Annotated in this window: 14 protein-coding genes; 4 read left to right on the forward strand and 10 right to left on the reverse strand. The window is 67.9% G+C overall.

Translation table 11 applies throughout. The annotated features are described in order from the left end of the window. Window positions 1–38: 38 nt before the first annotated feature. Window positions 39–881, reverse strand: coding sequence for a SirB1 family protein (locus tag KY49_RS19050; protein WP_042586866.1), 843 nt, complete (start codon window positions 879–881; stop codon window positions 39–41). Window positions 882–889: 8 nt separating this feature from the next. Continuing rightward, on the reverse strand, window positions 890–2,440 hold the full coding sequence (gene murJ, locus KY49_RS19055) for a murein biosynthesis integral membrane protein MurJ (protein WP_042586147.1): 1,551 nt from the start codon (window positions 2,438–2,440) through the stop codon (window positions 890–892). Window positions 2,441–2,741: 301 nt separating this feature from the next. Here murJ and rpsT point away from each other — a divergent pair, with 301 nt between their 5' ends. Further along, window positions 2,742–3,014, forward strand: coding sequence for a 30S ribosomal protein S20 (gene rpsT / locus KY49_RS19060; RefSeq protein ID WP_042586148.1), 273 nt, complete (start codon window positions 2,742–2,744; stop codon window positions 3,012–3,014). A gap of 156 nt (window positions 3,015–3,170) precedes the next feature. Here the strand turns inward: rpsT and KY49_RS19065 are convergent, their stop codons facing one another. Then, window positions 3,171–3,491, reverse strand: a complete 321-nt coding sequence (locus KY49_RS19065; protein ID WP_042586149.1) for a DUF3579 domain-containing protein — start codon at window positions 3,489–3,491, stop codon at window positions 3,171–3,173. A gap of 412 nt (window positions 3,492–3,903) precedes the next feature. On the opposite strand from KY49_RS19065, the gene argF reads away from it, so the two are divergent. Beyond that, complete coding sequence (gene argF, locus KY49_RS19070) at window positions 3,904–4,833, forward strand: ornithine carbamoyltransferase (protein WP_042586150.1); 930 nt, start codon at window positions 3,904–3,906, stop codon at window positions 4,831–4,833. A gap of 121 nt (window positions 4,834–4,954) precedes the next feature. On the opposite strand, the gene KY49_RS19075 is transcribed toward argF, so the two are convergent. The 3 genes from KY49_RS19075 to murB all read right to left on the reverse strand — a co-directional run bounded on the left by KY49_RS19075 (window position 4,955) and on the right by murB (window position 7,594). Then, window positions 4,955–6,037: an SRPBCC domain-containing protein gene (locus tag KY49_RS19075; RefSeq protein ID WP_042586151.1), complete on the reverse strand. Its 1,083-nt coding sequence runs from the start codon at window positions 6,035–6,037 to the stop codon at window positions 4,955–4,957. After that, window positions 6,034–6,417, reverse strand: a complete 384-nt coding sequence (locus KY49_RS19080; protein ID WP_042586152.1) for an ArsR/SmtB family transcription factor — start codon at window positions 6,415–6,417, stop codon at window positions 6,034–6,036. The genes KY49_RS19075 and KY49_RS19080 overlap by 4 nt, the downstream gene beginning before the upstream one ends. A 133-nt stretch (window positions 6,418–6,550) precedes the next feature. Beyond that, entirely contained in the window at window positions 6,551–7,594 is a 1,044-nt protein-coding gene (murB, locus tag KY49_RS19085; protein ID WP_442854633.1) for a UDP-N-acetylmuramate dehydrogenase, read from the reverse strand. A gap of 152 nt (window positions 7,595–7,746) precedes the next feature. Here murB and KY49_RS19090 point away from each other — a divergent pair, with 152 nt between their 5' ends. Further along, window positions 7,747–8,232 carry a YajQ family cyclic di-GMP-binding protein gene (locus KY49_RS19090; protein WP_042586154.1) on the forward strand — a complete coding sequence of 162 codons (486 nt, stop codon included), beginning with the start codon at window positions 7,747–7,749 and terminating at the stop codon, window positions 8,230–8,232. A gap of 70 nt (window positions 8,233–8,302) precedes the next feature. On the opposite strand, the gene plsY is transcribed toward KY49_RS19090, so the two are convergent. Both plsY and ybaK read right to left on the reverse strand, forming a co-directional pair. Next, complete coding sequence (gene plsY / locus KY49_RS19095; RefSeq protein ID WP_042586155.1) at window positions 8,303–8,941, reverse strand: glycerol-3-phosphate 1-O-acyltransferase PlsY; 639 nt, start codon at window positions 8,939–8,941, stop codon at window positions 8,303–8,305. Window positions 8,942–9,249: 308 nt separating this feature from the next. Further along, complete coding sequence (gene ybaK / locus KY49_RS19100; RefSeq protein ID WP_042586156.1) at window positions 9,250–9,741, reverse strand: Cys-tRNA(Pro) deacylase; 492 nt, start codon at window positions 9,739–9,741, stop codon at window positions 9,250–9,252. A gap of 251 nt (window positions 9,742–9,992) precedes the next feature. Here ybaK and KY49_RS19105 point away from each other — a divergent pair, with 251 nt between their 5' ends. After that, a complete protein-coding gene (locus tag KY49_RS19105) occupies window positions 9,993–11,555 on the forward strand; it encodes a class I adenylate-forming enzyme family protein (RefSeq protein ID WP_042586867.1) in 1,563 nt (520 codons plus the stop codon). 24 nt (window positions 11,556–11,579) lie between these two features. Here the strand turns inward: KY49_RS19105 and xerD are convergent, their stop codons facing one another. Both xerD and KY49_RS19115 read right to left on the reverse strand, forming a co-directional pair. Further along, a complete protein-coding gene (gene xerD / locus KY49_RS19110; protein ID WP_042586157.1) occupies window positions 11,580–12,527 on the reverse strand; it encodes a site-specific tyrosine recombinase XerD in 948 nt (315 codons plus the stop codon). Continuing rightward, window positions 12,524–12,994, reverse strand: a complete 471-nt coding sequence (locus KY49_RS19115; protein ID WP_042586158.1) for a methylated-DNA--[protein]-cysteine S-methyltransferase — start codon at window positions 12,992–12,994, stop codon at window positions 12,524–12,526. The genes xerD and KY49_RS19115 overlap by 4 nt, the downstream gene beginning before the upstream one ends. Between the last annotated feature and the right edge of the window lie 49 nt (window positions 12,995–13,043).

Below are 13,043 nucleotides of genomic sequence, written 5' to 3' on the forward strand. Positions count from 1 at the left end.
GCGCATGGCGGGCGTTTCGCATCCGGCGCGGCGCGCGCTCAGTCTTCGTCGCCGCGCTGCATCCGTTGCCGCAGCTCGGTCAGCTGCGACTCGACGACGGTCGCGTCGTCGGCGTCCGGGCGCTCGTCGAGATAATGCTCGAGGTCCTCGAGCGCCGGCCGCAGGTAGTCGAGGCGCGCATACGCGAAGCCGCGGTCGCGCACTTCGTCGGGCTGCCCCGGCAGCAGGATCACGAGGCGCTGCTGCACCGCGAGCAGCCGCTGCCAGCGTTCCGTCTGCAGATAGATCGTCTTCAAATTGCGCAGCATCCGCGCGATGATCTCGCGGCTCGTCGCCGGCTGCAGCAGCGCGCGCAATGCGCTGTCGACCGCGCCCGCCGCGCGCGCGACGTACGGCTCCAGCATCTCGACCATCTCGGCCTCGGACAGCGAATGGCCGTTGGTCGGATCGATGATCAGGTCGCCGTCAGACAGCGTCACGCGCAGCAGGAAGTGGCCCGGGAACGACACGCCCCGCGCCGGCACGCCGAGCTGCTCCGCGAGTTCGAGGTACAGCACCGACAGCGAGATCGGGATGCCGCGCCGCCGCTTCAGCACGATGTTCAGGTGGCTGTTGTCAGGGTCGTAGTAGTCGTTGTGATTGCACGCGAAGCCCAGTTCGCCGAAGAAGAACGTGTTCAGTGCAGCGATGCGGTCCTTCAGGCTCGCATCGTCGGGCAGCCGCCTGCGCAGGCGCGCCGCGAGCATGTCGAGCTCGGCGAGCGTGCCCTGCAGGTCGAGGTCGGGGTAAGCGTCCTGCGCGAGCGACAGCGCCGCCTCGGTGACGGGCAGGCTTTCGTCCTCCGCCACGAGCGTGCTGAAATAATCGAGGACGCGGGTCATTGCGGTCGTCACTTGGCGCGCCTTCTGAAGTAAGCGTATTTGAAGCCCATCACCCACAACATACCGAAATATAGTGCAGCGAACAGCACGAGGCATGCGGCCATCAGCGCGATGCGCTCGAGCGGCTGCGCGCGCAGCCCGGTCCAGTCGAAGCTGATCGCGAACCAGTGCATCGTGCCCGCGAGCACGAGCGATGCGCCGGCGAGCTGCGCGAAGAAGCGCAGCCAGCCCGCCGACGGCTGGTAGATGCCGCGCCGCCGCAGGCCGATGAACAGCAGCAGCGAGTTCAGGCACGCGCCGACGCCGATGCTCAGCGTGAGGCCCGCGTGGCCGATCAGCGGCACGAACACGTAGTTCGACAGCTGCGTGACCACCAGCACGCCGACCGCGATCTTCACCGGCGTCTTGATGTCCTGCTTCGCGTAGAAGCCCGGCGCGAGGATCTTGATCAGGATGATGCCGACGAGACCGATCCCGTAGGTCGCGAGCGCGCGCGCGACCATCGTCACGGTGAACGCGTCGAACTTGCCGTAGTTGAACAGCGTCGCGGTGAGCGGCGCCGCGAAGAAGAACAGCGCGAGCGCGCTCGGCGCGGCGAGCAGGAACGTGACGCGCAGCCCCCAGTCGAGCAGCGCCGAATACTCGGTCGCGTCCGCGTCGACGTGCGCCTTCGACAGGCTCGGCAGCAGGATCGTGCCGAGCGCGACGCCGAGCAGCGCGGTCGGGAACTCCATCAGGCGGTCCGCGTAGTTGATCCACGACACCGCACCCTGCCCGAGCCGCGACGCGATGTTGGTGTTGATGATGAGGGACAGCTGCGCGACCGATACCGCGAAGGTGGCCGGCACCATCTTCGCGAGCACGCGCTTCACGCCGCGATGCCGCAGCGCGCGCAGCGGGTTGAGCGCGACCAGCGGCACCATGTCGATCTTCTTCAGGCCGGGCAGCTGGACCAGGAACTGCAGCACGCCGCCCGCGATGACCGCCCACGCGAGCGCATAGACCGGCACCTTCAGGTGCGGCGCGACGAACACCGCCGCGACGATGAACGCGACGTTGAGCAGCACCGGCGCGAACGCGGGCAGCGAGAAGCTCTTGTACGTGTTCAGCACGCCGGACGCGAGCGTCGTCAGCGAGATGAACACGATGTACGGGAACATGATGCGCGTCATCGTGACGGCAAGCGGGAACGCCTGCCCGTCGGTGCGCAGCCCGGACGCGACCGCGTACACGACCCACGATGCGCCGGCGATGCCGGCCAGCGACAGCACGGCGAGCGCCCATGCGAGCACGGTGGACATCGCGTCGACGAGCGCCTTCGTCGCATCGTGCCCCTGCTGGTTCTTGAACTCGGCAAGGATCGGCACGAACGCCTGCGAGAACGCGCCCTCGGCGGACAGGCGGCGCAGCAGGTTCGGGATGCGGAACGCGACGTAGAACGCGTCGGTATATTGACTGGCGCCGAACGCACGGGCGATCAGCGTCTCACGGGCCAGTCCGGTCACGCGCGACAGCAGCGTGAAGCCGCTGACCGTCAGCAGGGCTCGGAATAGATTCATGGGGCGCTTATTATACGGACGTTGCGCGGCCCGGCGACGGCGCAGGCCGAAAAGGACATCCGTTGCGCCCCCGCCCCGCGGCAGCCGACGCCAAACTTGCCACGCGCTTGATTTTGTTGCTATAATCTGCCGTTTCTGAGCCTGTTGCATGCGCGGCACCTGCCGTTTTCGTGTCTCGGCCTCGGATAAAACCAACGTTTTTTATGCGCCCCTGGGCAATCGCTCTCAGGGGACGGATCGAAAAGCAGCGCTTGGCCGTCAGGCTCCAAGCTCTGGAAACAGGACAGGATAAGGAACCGTCATGGCTAACTCCGCACAAGCACGCAAGCGCGCCCGCCAGGCAGCGAAGGCAAACTCGCACAACTCGGCGCTGCGCTCGAAATTCCGTACCGCGATCAAGGCTGTTCGCAAGGCTGTCGACGCCGGCGACCAGGCAAAGGCTGCCGAGCTGTTCAAGGCTGCCGTGAAGACGATCGACACGATCGCCGACAAGAAGATCGTTCACAAGAACAAGGCCGCTCGCAGCAAGAGCCGCCTCGCCGCAGCCATCAAGGGCCTGCAGGCAGCAGCGTAAGTCCGGTGTGCCCGCCTTGCGCGGGCGCCCTGTTTCCTGCGATCGACGAAAAAGCCCGCATGCGCGGGCTTTTTTGTTTGGTTCGACCCGCCGATGCGCGACGCGCGCGGAGGGTCACACGACCGGCCGGGCGCAGCATGCGCCCGCGCGCGGCATTTACTTCTTCTCGCTGTAGTCGGGCAACTCGCACGCCTCGGTGACGACGAGGTTGTTGTCCTTCGCGAAGTTCAGCACGAAATCGAAGGCCATCGGCTCGACGTCGCGCAGGCGGGAATCGAGAATCACGCATTTCGTGCCGCCCAGCAACGTCGGGCGCACGTACAGCGAATACTTCAGCCGCGCATTCGGACCGCTTGCACCGGGCCCGAAACATGCCATCACGCCAGCGAGGCGCTCCGACCAATCGCTCGGGCGAAACGTTTTCCCATCTTTCGTGATGCCCTGAATGAAGTACTCGGTCGGAGGGGTTTCAGCCATGTTGTTACCCAGGTGACGGCCCGGCGATGCGCAGGCGACGGCCTGGACACGCAAACACGAAGCAGGAAAAAGCCGGGATGCCCGCGCCGCATGCCCGAAGACAGGCCGTCGACGCGATCCGCCCGGCACGCCGCACCGGATTTGTGCAGCGCACGGCTTGTGTCCGGCAGAGCGGGGGAATGCTTGCCTGCCGGGCTTGAGAAAACTTTTGGATTATACCGCAGCGCGCCATCGCGCGTCGTTTCGTGCACCCTCAGCGGCACCCCGATACGGTGAGCAACCATCGCGCCCCGGTTTTCGGCGCGGCTCGTCAAAGCACAGAAAATCCTTTATGCTGCTTTGAAGTTATCCACATCCGACGGCGGCGCCGTCCGGCCCTGGCGGCCGGGTCGAACCCGCCGCATTTCGTTTCATGACCGCCAAGACCATTCGTCACTACCTGCAGTTCAAGGATTTCTCGCTGGAAGACTACGAGTACGTGCTCGAACGCACGGGAATCCTGAAGCGCAAGTTCAAGAACTACGAGACCTATCACCCGCTGCACGACCGCACGCTCGCGATGATCTTCGAGAAGAGCTCGACGCGCACGCGCCTGTCGTTCGAGGCAGGCATCTTCCAGCTCGGCGGCCATGCCGTCTTCATGAGCACCCGCGACACGCAGCTCGGCCGCGGCGAGCCCGTCGAGGATTCCGCGCAGGTGATCTCGCGGATGGTCGACATCATCATGATCCGCACGTTCGAGCAGGAGATCATCCAGCGCTTCGCCGAAAATTCGCGCGTGCCGGTGATCAACGGCCTGACCAACGAATTCCACCCGTGCCAGGTGCTCGCCGACATCTTCACGTACTACGAGCACCGCGGCCCGATCGCCGGCAAGACGGTCGCGTGGGTCGGCGACGCGAACAACATGCTGTACACGTGGATCCAGGCCGCGCAGATCCTCGGCTTCAAGCTGCGCCTGTCGACGCCGCCGGGCTACGCGCTCGACATGAAGCTGGTCGCGCCGGAAAGCGCGCCGTTCTACGAAGTCTTCGACGATCCGAACGAAGCGTGCAAGGGCGCCGATCTCGTGACGACCGACGTGTGGACGAGCATGGGCTTCGAGGCCGAGAACGAAGCACGCAAGCAGGCGTTCGCCGACTGGTGCGTCGACGAGGAAATGATGGGGCACGCGAACCCCGACGCCCTCTTCATGCACTGCCTGCCCGCGCACCGTGGCGAGGAAGTGACGGCCGGCGTGATCGACGGCCCGCAGAGCGTGGTCTGGGACGAGGCGGAGAACCGCCTGCACGTGCAGAAGGCGCTGATGGAATTCCTGCTGCTCGGCCAGCTCAAGCACTGACCACGGGCACTGCCTGACGAAGAGAAGCGCCGATCGACGATCGGCGCTTTTTCATTTGCCCGCCGACTTCGGCACGACGATCGTGCGCACGAACCTGCCGCTCGCGTCGTGCGGCCTTGCTTCAGCCCGTCACGGGCTGCGTGGCGGCGAAGCTCGGCCGCGCCCGCATCGCCGCCTGCGCGCGCTCGATGTTCCGATACTTCTTCAACAGCTCGGCGCCCTCGGGGAACATGCCGACGTAAGCGAGAATCGGCGCGAGGAACAGGTCCGCCATCGAAAGCTCCGTACCAACCAGATAGTCGCGAGCGCCGTACGCCGCATCGAGCACCTGCAGATGCTTGTCGATGTCGGGCAGCGCCGCGTCGATCACCGCGTGATCGGGCTGGCCGTTCTCACCTTTCGGGAAGATGTACTGCAGCACGTAGCGGCGCACCATCGCGTCGTACGCGTGGCAGTTGATCAGGCTGATCCACTGCTCGCCGCGCGCATGTGCGGTCACGCCCCATTGCGGCAGCAGGCTCGGGCCGTCGAACGCCTCGTCGATGTAGCCGAGGATCGCCCGGGTTTCGTAGAATTCGATCGGACCGTCGCTGAATGCCGGGATGCGGCCGAACGGGTTGTGTGCGAGCACTTCCGGCGAATGCGGCGGCAGCGATTCGAGCGTGTATGCGACGCCCTTCTCCGCGAGCGCCATCCGCACCGTGCGGACATACGTGCTGCGCGGATCGCCGAATACATGCACCGTTCCCGCGCTGCCTTCCGGGTCCAGCAGGTCGCTGAGCCGGTTGAACACCGATTGCCACCCTCCCATGTGCGAATCGCGCGCCTGCTCGCTCGGAAAGCCGCTGTGACGCATGTGCAGATGCGTGCCGCCGTCCTGGTCGGTGAACGTGACCTCGATCAGCGTCTTCAGGTCGGCCGGCATCGCCCCGGCCTCCCACGCCCACGTGTACGCCAGAAAGTCGACACGATCGACCTTCTGGTACTCGCCGCCCGCGATGTGCCGCGAACCGTCGCGCCCGCCTATCACGATGCGGTACTTGCCGCCGACCCGCGCGTCCGCGCTCGCTTCGACCACGCTCATCCCGCGCGGACAATGCCAGGCAGCCAGCGCGGTTTCGCTGGTGAACGCGTCGAACACGCGTTCGCGCGGCGCGCGGATGAAGCGGTCCATTTCCAGGTGAAACGTCGCTGCTTGACTCATGGCTTCTCCTCAGGGGGCGGAGCGGGTGGGCAAGCGTCGCCGGCGTCGCGCTCCGCGCTCGACTGTTCGACGAACATCTTCAGGCGATCAAGGCTGTCTTCCCAGAACTGGCGATAGGTTTCGAGCCAGCCGTGCGCATCGCGCATCCCGTCGGCGCGCAGCCGGCAGATCCGCCAGCGCGCGTCGACTTCCCGTTCGATCAGCCCCGCGTCGGACAGCACGCGCAGGTGCTTCGACACCGCCGGCGCGGAGATGTCGAACGGCCGGGCCAGTTCGCTGACGGGCGCCGCGCCCTCGGCCAGCCGCAGCAGGATCGCGCGGCGGGTCGGGTCGGCCAGTGCGGCGAACACCGCGGACAGGGAATCGGATGGGGAACGCATGATCTCATTTAACTTCAAGGTTAAATGAGAGTCAAGGAAAGGATGCGCGGGGTGAGCGCGACGACATCGATGGGGATGGACAGGCGGCGCAACGGTGCGACATCCGCACGCTACGCGGGCGTGGCTGCCCGCCTTACAGGCACACCGGCTCCGGCTCCAGCTCGACGCCGAATTTCGCGCGCACGTCGTCCTGGATCGCCCGCGCGAGCGCGAGCACCTCGGCGCCCGTCGCGCCGCCGCGGTTGACGAGCACGAGCGCCTGCCGGTCGTGCACGGCCGCGGCGCCGAGCGCGCGCCCCTTCCAGCCGCTGCGGTCGATCAGCCAGCCGGCCGCGAGCTTCACCTGCCCGTCCGGCTGCGGATACGACACGATATCGGGCGCCTGCGCGCGCAGCGCGTCGAACTGCGCCGCGCCGATCACCGGATTCTTGAAGAAGCTGCCCGCATTGCCGAGCACGAGCGGATCGGGCAGCTTCACACGGCGGATCGCGACCACCGCGTCGAACACGTCGCGCGCCGTGACCGCATCCGGCGCAACGCCGCGCGCATCGAGTTCGCGCGACACGTCCGCGTAGCCGAGCCGCGGCGCCCAGCGCTTCGGTAGCCGGAACGTCACCGACACGATCGCGAAGCGAGCGCGGCCTTCCCGCTTGAAGAAGCTGTCGCGATAGCCGAACGCACAGCGCGCGGCGTCGAAGCGCTCGCTGCGGCCGGTCGCGAGCTCGACGGCGACGAGCGAATCGAAATACGTCTTCATCTCGAGCCCGTACGCGCCGATGTTCTGGATCGGCGCGGCGCCCACCGTGCCGGGAATCAGCGCGAGGTTCTCGAGGCCGGCCATGCCCTGCTCGAGCGTCCACGCGACGAACGCGTGCCAGTTCTCGCCGCCGCCCGCCTCGACGATCCACGCGTCGTCGTCCTCGCGCACGACGCGGCGGCCGGCGATCTCGTCCAGCAGCACGAGGCCGTCGAAGTCGCGCGTGAACACGACGTTGCTGCCGCCGCCGAGCACCAGCCGCGGCAGGTTCGCGACGCGCGCGTCGCGATGCAGCGCCGCGAACTGGGCGGCGTGCGTCACGCGCGCGGCCAGCCGCGCGGTCACGTCGAACCCGAACGTGTTGTGCGCGGCGAGCGGATGGTCGGGAAGCAGCGACAGGGTGGAATCGGCTGGAAGCATCGGCAATCGCGGTCGGACGGCCCGGACTTGCCCGGACGGCAGGCGGCCGGCCTTGGGCAAACGAAGGGGCATCGGTAGAATGGCAAACAGTCCGCAATTATAGCGAGTGCCCGCGCGCAAGCCGGGCCCACGCGTTTTACAGGGAGAATGCCATGCCATCGTTCGACGTCGTCAGCGAAGCGAACATGATCGAAGTGAAGAACGCCATCGAGCAGTCGAACAAGGAAATTTCGACGCGCTTCGATTTCAAGGGCTCCGACGCACGTGTCGAGCAGAAGGAACGCGAGCTGACGCTGTTCGCCGACGACGATTTCAAGCTCGGCCAGGTCAAGGACGTGCTGATCGGCAAGCTGGCCAAGCGCAACGTCGACGTGCGCTTCCTCGACTACGGCAAGGTCGAGAAGATCGGCGGCGACAAGGTCAAGCAGGTCGTGACGGTCAAGAAAGGCGTGACGGGCGATCTCGCGAAGAAGATCGTGCGGCTCGTCAAGGACAGCAAGATCAAGGTGCAGGCGAGCATCCAGGGCGACGCGGTGCGCGTGTCGGGCACGAAGCGCGACGACCTGCAGAGCGTGATCGCGATGCTGCGCAAGGACGTGACCGACACCCCGCTCGACTTCAACAACTTCCGCGACTGACCGGTCTCGTCATGCCGCCCATGCCGCCGGGCTGCGCAATGCGCCCGGCGCGCGCCTCCGGCCGGCCTTCTCAGGCCTTCCCGCCGTCCTGCGCGTTGCCGTTCCCGGCCGCCTTCTTCTTTTCGCCGATCCGGCTTTCCTGCCCCGCCAGCAGCTTCGAGATGTTGCTGCGGTGACGCCACACGAGCAGCACGCTCATCGCGAGCACGGCCCACGCGACCGGGTTGTGGCGCGTGCCGAACAGGAACACGTCGAACACCGGCGCGAACACCGCCGCGACGAGCGCCGCGAGCGACGAGTAGCGGAAGAAGAACGCGATGATGAGCCAGGTCAGCGCGGTCGCGAGCCCGAGCACCGGGTGCACGGCGAGCAGCACGCCGGCCGCGGTCGCGACGCCCTTGCCGCCCTGGAAGCGGAAGAAAATCGGGTACAGGTGGCCGATGAACACGGCGATCGCCACGCACGCGATTGCGACGTCGGGCAGGCCGAAGCGCCGCGCGAGCCAGACGGCGACCCAGCCCTTGAACGCGTCGCCGACGAGCGTCAGGATCGCGGCCTTCTTGTTGCCGCTGCGCAGCACGTTGGTGGCGCCGGGGTTCTTCGAACCGTACGAACGGGGGTCGGCCAGGCCCATCGCGGCGCTGACGACGACGGCGAACGACACCGAGCCGATCAGGTAGGCAACAACGGCGGCGAGCAGGATCTGCATGCGGATGACTCTTCTTTCAACGTATCGATGGACGGACGGCCGCGACGGCGGGCCGCAGCGGCGCTCATTCTACCGAAGCGGCGAGGGCGGGGCCTGTTCCCGCCAATAACGGGCTTGCGAACGTGCGTTGCCGGTCGTAGTGCAAGGAGCAAGGAGCGCCGTTTGGCCGCGCCAAACAAGCGACGCGCGACGCCGCAATACGGCCGGCAACGCACGTTCCCGTAACTAAAAAATCTCTCTTGGGGCTGGCCGCCAGAAGGGCCCGTTATTGGCGGGAACAGGCCCCATGAAGGTGAAACCCTCGGTTCTCAGTCGACGCTCGCGCACTGCACGGGCTTAGCGTCGAGCAGCGTCGTCAGCACGGACGGCGCGAGGCTGACCAGATAGCCGCGACGGCCGCCGTTCAGGTAGATCGCCGGCAATTCGAGGATCGTCGACTCCACGTAGACCGGCATCGCCTTGCGGGTGCCGAACGGCGACGTGCCGCCGACCAGGTAGCCCGAATGGCGGTTCGCGATTTCGGGCTTGCACGGCTCGACGCGCTTCGCGCCGATCTGCCGCGCCAGGTTCTTGGTCGACACCGTGCGGTCGCCGTGCATCAGCACGATCAGCGGCTTCGCGTGCTCGTCTTCCATCACGAGCGTCTTCACCACGACGTGCTCGTCGACGCCGAGCTGGCGCGCGGACTCGCCGGTGCCGCCGTGCTCGACGTAATCGTAGGGATGCTCGCCGAACACGACGCCGTGGCGGCGCAGCAGCTGGGTCGCGGGCGTTTCGGACACGTGTCTGGATTTGCTCATGGCGGCATTTTAAAGGGGAACGGCGGCCGGGGCGTGCCGCGCTTCTCGTCGGCGGCACCGTCGGCGGTATACTCGCGGCCCGCTTTTCCGTCACCCGGGCGGCAGCGGCGAACTCGACGCGACACCGTCCATCATCATTGCGCGCATCGCGAAGCGCTATTGACCGAATGGCCGATTGTGGCGCGCCCGCCGACATGGCACGATCGTTCGCGACCCTCGCCTGCCACGCCCGCCCCTCTCCAGGAGACGCAATGATCTCGTCCATCCCCCCCTCCGCGCCGCTCGACGTCGACGCGCTGCTGGCCGCCCTGCCCGGCCGCATCGCCGACGTCCCCGCGCACTGGGCCGCCCGTGCGCCCGATCGCCCGGCGCTGATCGAGGACGCGCGCCGCCTGTCGTACCGCGAGCTGTCGGAGGCGATCGATGCGGCGGCCGCGCAGCTCGCCGGCCGCGGCGTGCGCGGCGGCGACCGCGTGATGATCGTCGCGGAGAACTGCGTCGCGCAGATCGTGCTGCTGTTCGCGGCGGCCCGCCTCGACGCGTGGGCGCTCATGTCGAACGCACGGCTGTCGGCCGTCGAGCTCGACGCGATCGCCGCGCATGCGCGCCCGAAGCTGATCGCGTTCGCCGAAGCCGCGTCGCCGGACGCGCGCGCGCATGCCGCGCGACACCACGCAACACCCGCCCCCGCGCCCGCGATCGACATCGGCGCATGGTCGACCCGCGTCGACGCGGACGCGCCCGGTGAACCGGTGGCCGCGGACGGCGCCGCGCAATGCGCGGCGCTGATCTACACGACCGGCACCACCGGCACGCCGAAGGGCGTGATGCTGTCGCACCGCAACCTGCTGTACGTCGCGGCGACGTCGAGCGCGCTGCGGCGCGTGTCGCCCGAGGACATTGTCTATACGGTGCTGCCCGTGTCGCACGTATACGGCCTCGCGTCGGTGTGCCTCGGCAGCCTGTACGCGGGCGCGACGCTGCGGCTCGCGCCGCGCTTTTCGCCCGAGGCCGTGCGCGTCGCGCTGGCCGACGAAGGGGTCACGATCTTCCAGGGCGTGCCCGCGATGCACGCGAAGCTGCTCGAGCACCTGAACACGCACGGCCATGCGTGGCGCGCGCCACGCCTGCGTTTCGCGTATTCGGGCGGCTCGCCGCTCGACACCGGCCTGAAGGCGCGCGTCGAGCGCGTGTACGGCGTGCCGCTGCACAACGGCTACGGGATGACCGAAAGCAGCCCCACGATCGCGCAGACGCCGCTCGATGCGCCGCGCGCCGACGGCTCGGTCGGCGTGCCGATTCCGGGCGTCGAGATGCGCATCGTCGCGCCGGACGGCCGCGACGTGCCGCAGGGCGAGGTCGGCGAGATCCACGTACGCGGGCCGAACGTGATGCTCGGCTATTACCGCAATCCGGACGCGACCCGCGCGGCAGTCACACCGGACGGCTGGCTGAAGACCGGCGATCTCGCGCGGCAGGACGCCGGCGGCGCGGTGACGATCGCCGGCCGCAGCAAGGAGCTGATCATCCGCTCGGGCTTCAACGTGTATCCGGTCGAGGTCGAGCAGGTGCTGAACGCGCACCCGGACGTCGTGCAGGCGGCCGTGGTCGGCCGCCCGGTCGAGGGCAACGAGGAAGTGCTCGCGTTCGTCGAGCTCGCGCCGGGCGCCGCGGCGACCGAGGCCGCGCTGCACGACTGGTGCGCGGCGCGGCTCGCGCCGTACAAGCGGCCCGCGCACATCCGCGTGCTCGCCGCGCTGCCGGCCGCGTCGACCGGCAAGGTGCTGAAGCACAAGCTGCGCGACATGATCTGACACCGGCAGCCGCGCCGCCCCGCGCTATCCGCGCGGGTGGTGCTGCGCGTGTAGCGTCCTCAGGCGCTCGCGCGCGACGTGTGTATAGATCTGCGTCGTCGAGATGTCGCTGTGGCCGAGCAGCATCTGCACGACGCGCAGGTCCGCGCCGTGATTCAGCAGGTGCGTCGCGAACGCGTGCCGCAGCGTGTGCGGCGACAGGTGCGCGCGCACGTCCGCCTGCCGCGCATGGCGCTTGATGATGTTCCAGAATTGCTGGCGCGTCATGCCGTCGCCGCGCGCGGTCACGAACAGCGCGTCGGCCGCGCGCGCGCCGAGCAGCGCCGGCCGCGCGTGGCGCAGGTAACGCTCGATCCAGCCGTGCGCGATTTCGCCGAACGGCACGAGCCGCTCTTTCGAGCCCTTGCCCATCACGCGCACGACACCTTCGTTCAGCCCGACCTCGACGGTCTTCAGCGTCACGAGCTCGCTCACGCGCAGCCCGCTCGCATACATCAGCTCGAGCATCGTGCGGTCGCGCAAACCGAGCGGCGTGTCGACATCGGGCGCGCCGAGCAGCGCCTCGACCTGCGCTTCGGACAGCGTCGACGGAAACCGCGCGGCCTGCTTCGCGGACGTGATCCGCAGCGTCGGGTCCGCGCTCGCGCGATGCTCGCGCACGGCCCAGCCGTAATAGCGGCGAAACACCGACAGGCGCCGGTTCGACGACGTCGCCTTGCCGTCGCTGCGCGCGGCGATGTAGCCCGTCACCATCATCTCGTCGGCGACGTCGAGCGACGCGTCGTGCGTCGCCGCGAGCCACTGCGCAAACAGCGCCAGATCGCGACGGTATGCGTCGAGCGTATTGCGCGCGAGGCCGTGCTCGAGCCACAGCGCGTCGCAGAACACGTCGATCGACGCGCGGCTCGCGAGCAGCGCGGGCGATGCGGCCGCGTCGTCGGCGGCCTCCGGGGAAAGCAGCGGTTCGCTCATCGGTACGGCACGCCCTCGTGCGCGAGCAGCCAGCGCTTCACCCGCAGGTAGTAGCCGTCGTCGTCGTGGTTCGCGAAGCCGCCGATGCCGCTCGACGCGACGACGCGATGGCACGGGATCACGAGCGGGAAATAATTCGCGCCGCACGCCTGGCCGACCGCGCGCGGCGCGCTGCCGATCTGTTTCGCAACCTGTCCGTACGTGAGCACGACGCCCGGCGGAATCTCGCAAATCGCGTCCCACACACGGTGCTGGAACGCGGTGCCGACGTCGGCGAGCGGCAGGTCGAAGGTCGCCGACGCGCGCTCGAAATAGCGTTCGATCTGCTCGACCGCACGCTTCGCGAGCGGCGTATCCGGATCGACGGATTTCACCGATTCGGGCAGATAGACGATCTCGCGCACCACGCCCGCATCCGTGCGGATGCCGACCTTGCCGAACGGTGCGTCGATTACTGCGTTGAACATTGCTGTCTCCGGTCCCATGCTTCGCACGCCCTTCCCGTGCCAAGCCGAA

It is taken from the genome of Burkholderia sp. MSHR3999 (assembly GCF_000833595.1).
GTDB classification, from domain to species: Bacteria; Pseudomonadota; Gammaproteobacteria; order Burkholderiales; family Burkholderiaceae; genus Burkholderia; species Burkholderia ubonensis.

Excerpts from the sequence above, each read along its gene's own strand:
- KY49_RS19050 (WP_042586866.1), bottom strand. The coding sequence starts at position 881 with ATGACCCGCGTCCTCGATTATTTCAGCACGCTCGTGGCGGAGGACGAA.
- murJ (WP_042586147.1), bottom strand. The coding sequence starts at position 2,440 with ATGAATCTATTCCGAGCCCTGCTGACGGTCAGCGGCTTCACGCTGCTG.
- rpsT (WP_042586148.1), top strand. The coding sequence starts at position 2,742 with ATGGCTAACTCCGCACAAGCACGCAAGCGCGCCCGCCAGGCAGCGAAG.
- KY49_RS19065 (WP_042586149.1), bottom strand. The coding sequence starts at position 3,491 with ATGGCTGAAACCCCTCCGACCGAGTACTTCATTCAGGGCATCACGAAA.
- argF (WP_042586150.1), top strand. The coding sequence starts at position 3,904 with ATGACCGCCAAGACCATTCGTCACTACCTGCAGTTCAAGGATTTCTCG.
- KY49_RS19075 (WP_042586151.1), bottom strand. The coding sequence starts at position 6,037 with ATGAGTCAAGCAGCGACGTTTCACCTGGAAATGGACCGCTTCATCCGC.
- KY49_RS19080 (WP_042586152.1), bottom strand. The coding sequence starts at position 6,417 with ATGCGTTCCCCATCCGATTCCCTGTCCGCGGTGTTCGCCGCACTGGCC.
- murB (WP_442854633.1), bottom strand. The coding sequence starts at position 7,594 with ATGCTTCCAGCCGATTCCACCCTGTCGCTGCTTCCCGACCATCCGCTC.
- KY49_RS19090 (WP_042586154.1), top strand. The coding sequence starts at position 7,747 with ATGCCATCGTTCGACGTCGTCAGCGAAGCGAACATGATCGAAGTGAAG.
- plsY (WP_042586155.1), bottom strand. The coding sequence starts at position 8,941 with ATGCAGATCCTGCTCGCCGCCGTTGTTGCCTACCTGATCGGCTCGGTG.
- ybaK (WP_042586156.1), bottom strand. The coding sequence starts at position 9,741 with ATGAGCAAATCCAGACACGTGTCCGAAACGCCCGCGACCCAGCTGCTG.
- KY49_RS19105 (WP_042586867.1), top strand. The coding sequence starts at position 9,993 with ATGATCTCGTCCATCCCCCCCTCCGCGCCGCTCGACGTCGACGCGCTG.
- xerD (WP_042586157.1), bottom strand. The coding sequence starts at position 12,527 with ATGAGCGAACCGCTGCTTTCCCCGGAGGCCGCCGACGACGCGGCCGCA.
- KY49_RS19115 (WP_042586158.1), bottom strand. The coding sequence starts at position 12,994 with ATGTTCAACGCAGTAATCGACGCACCGTTCGGCAAGGTCGGCATCCGC.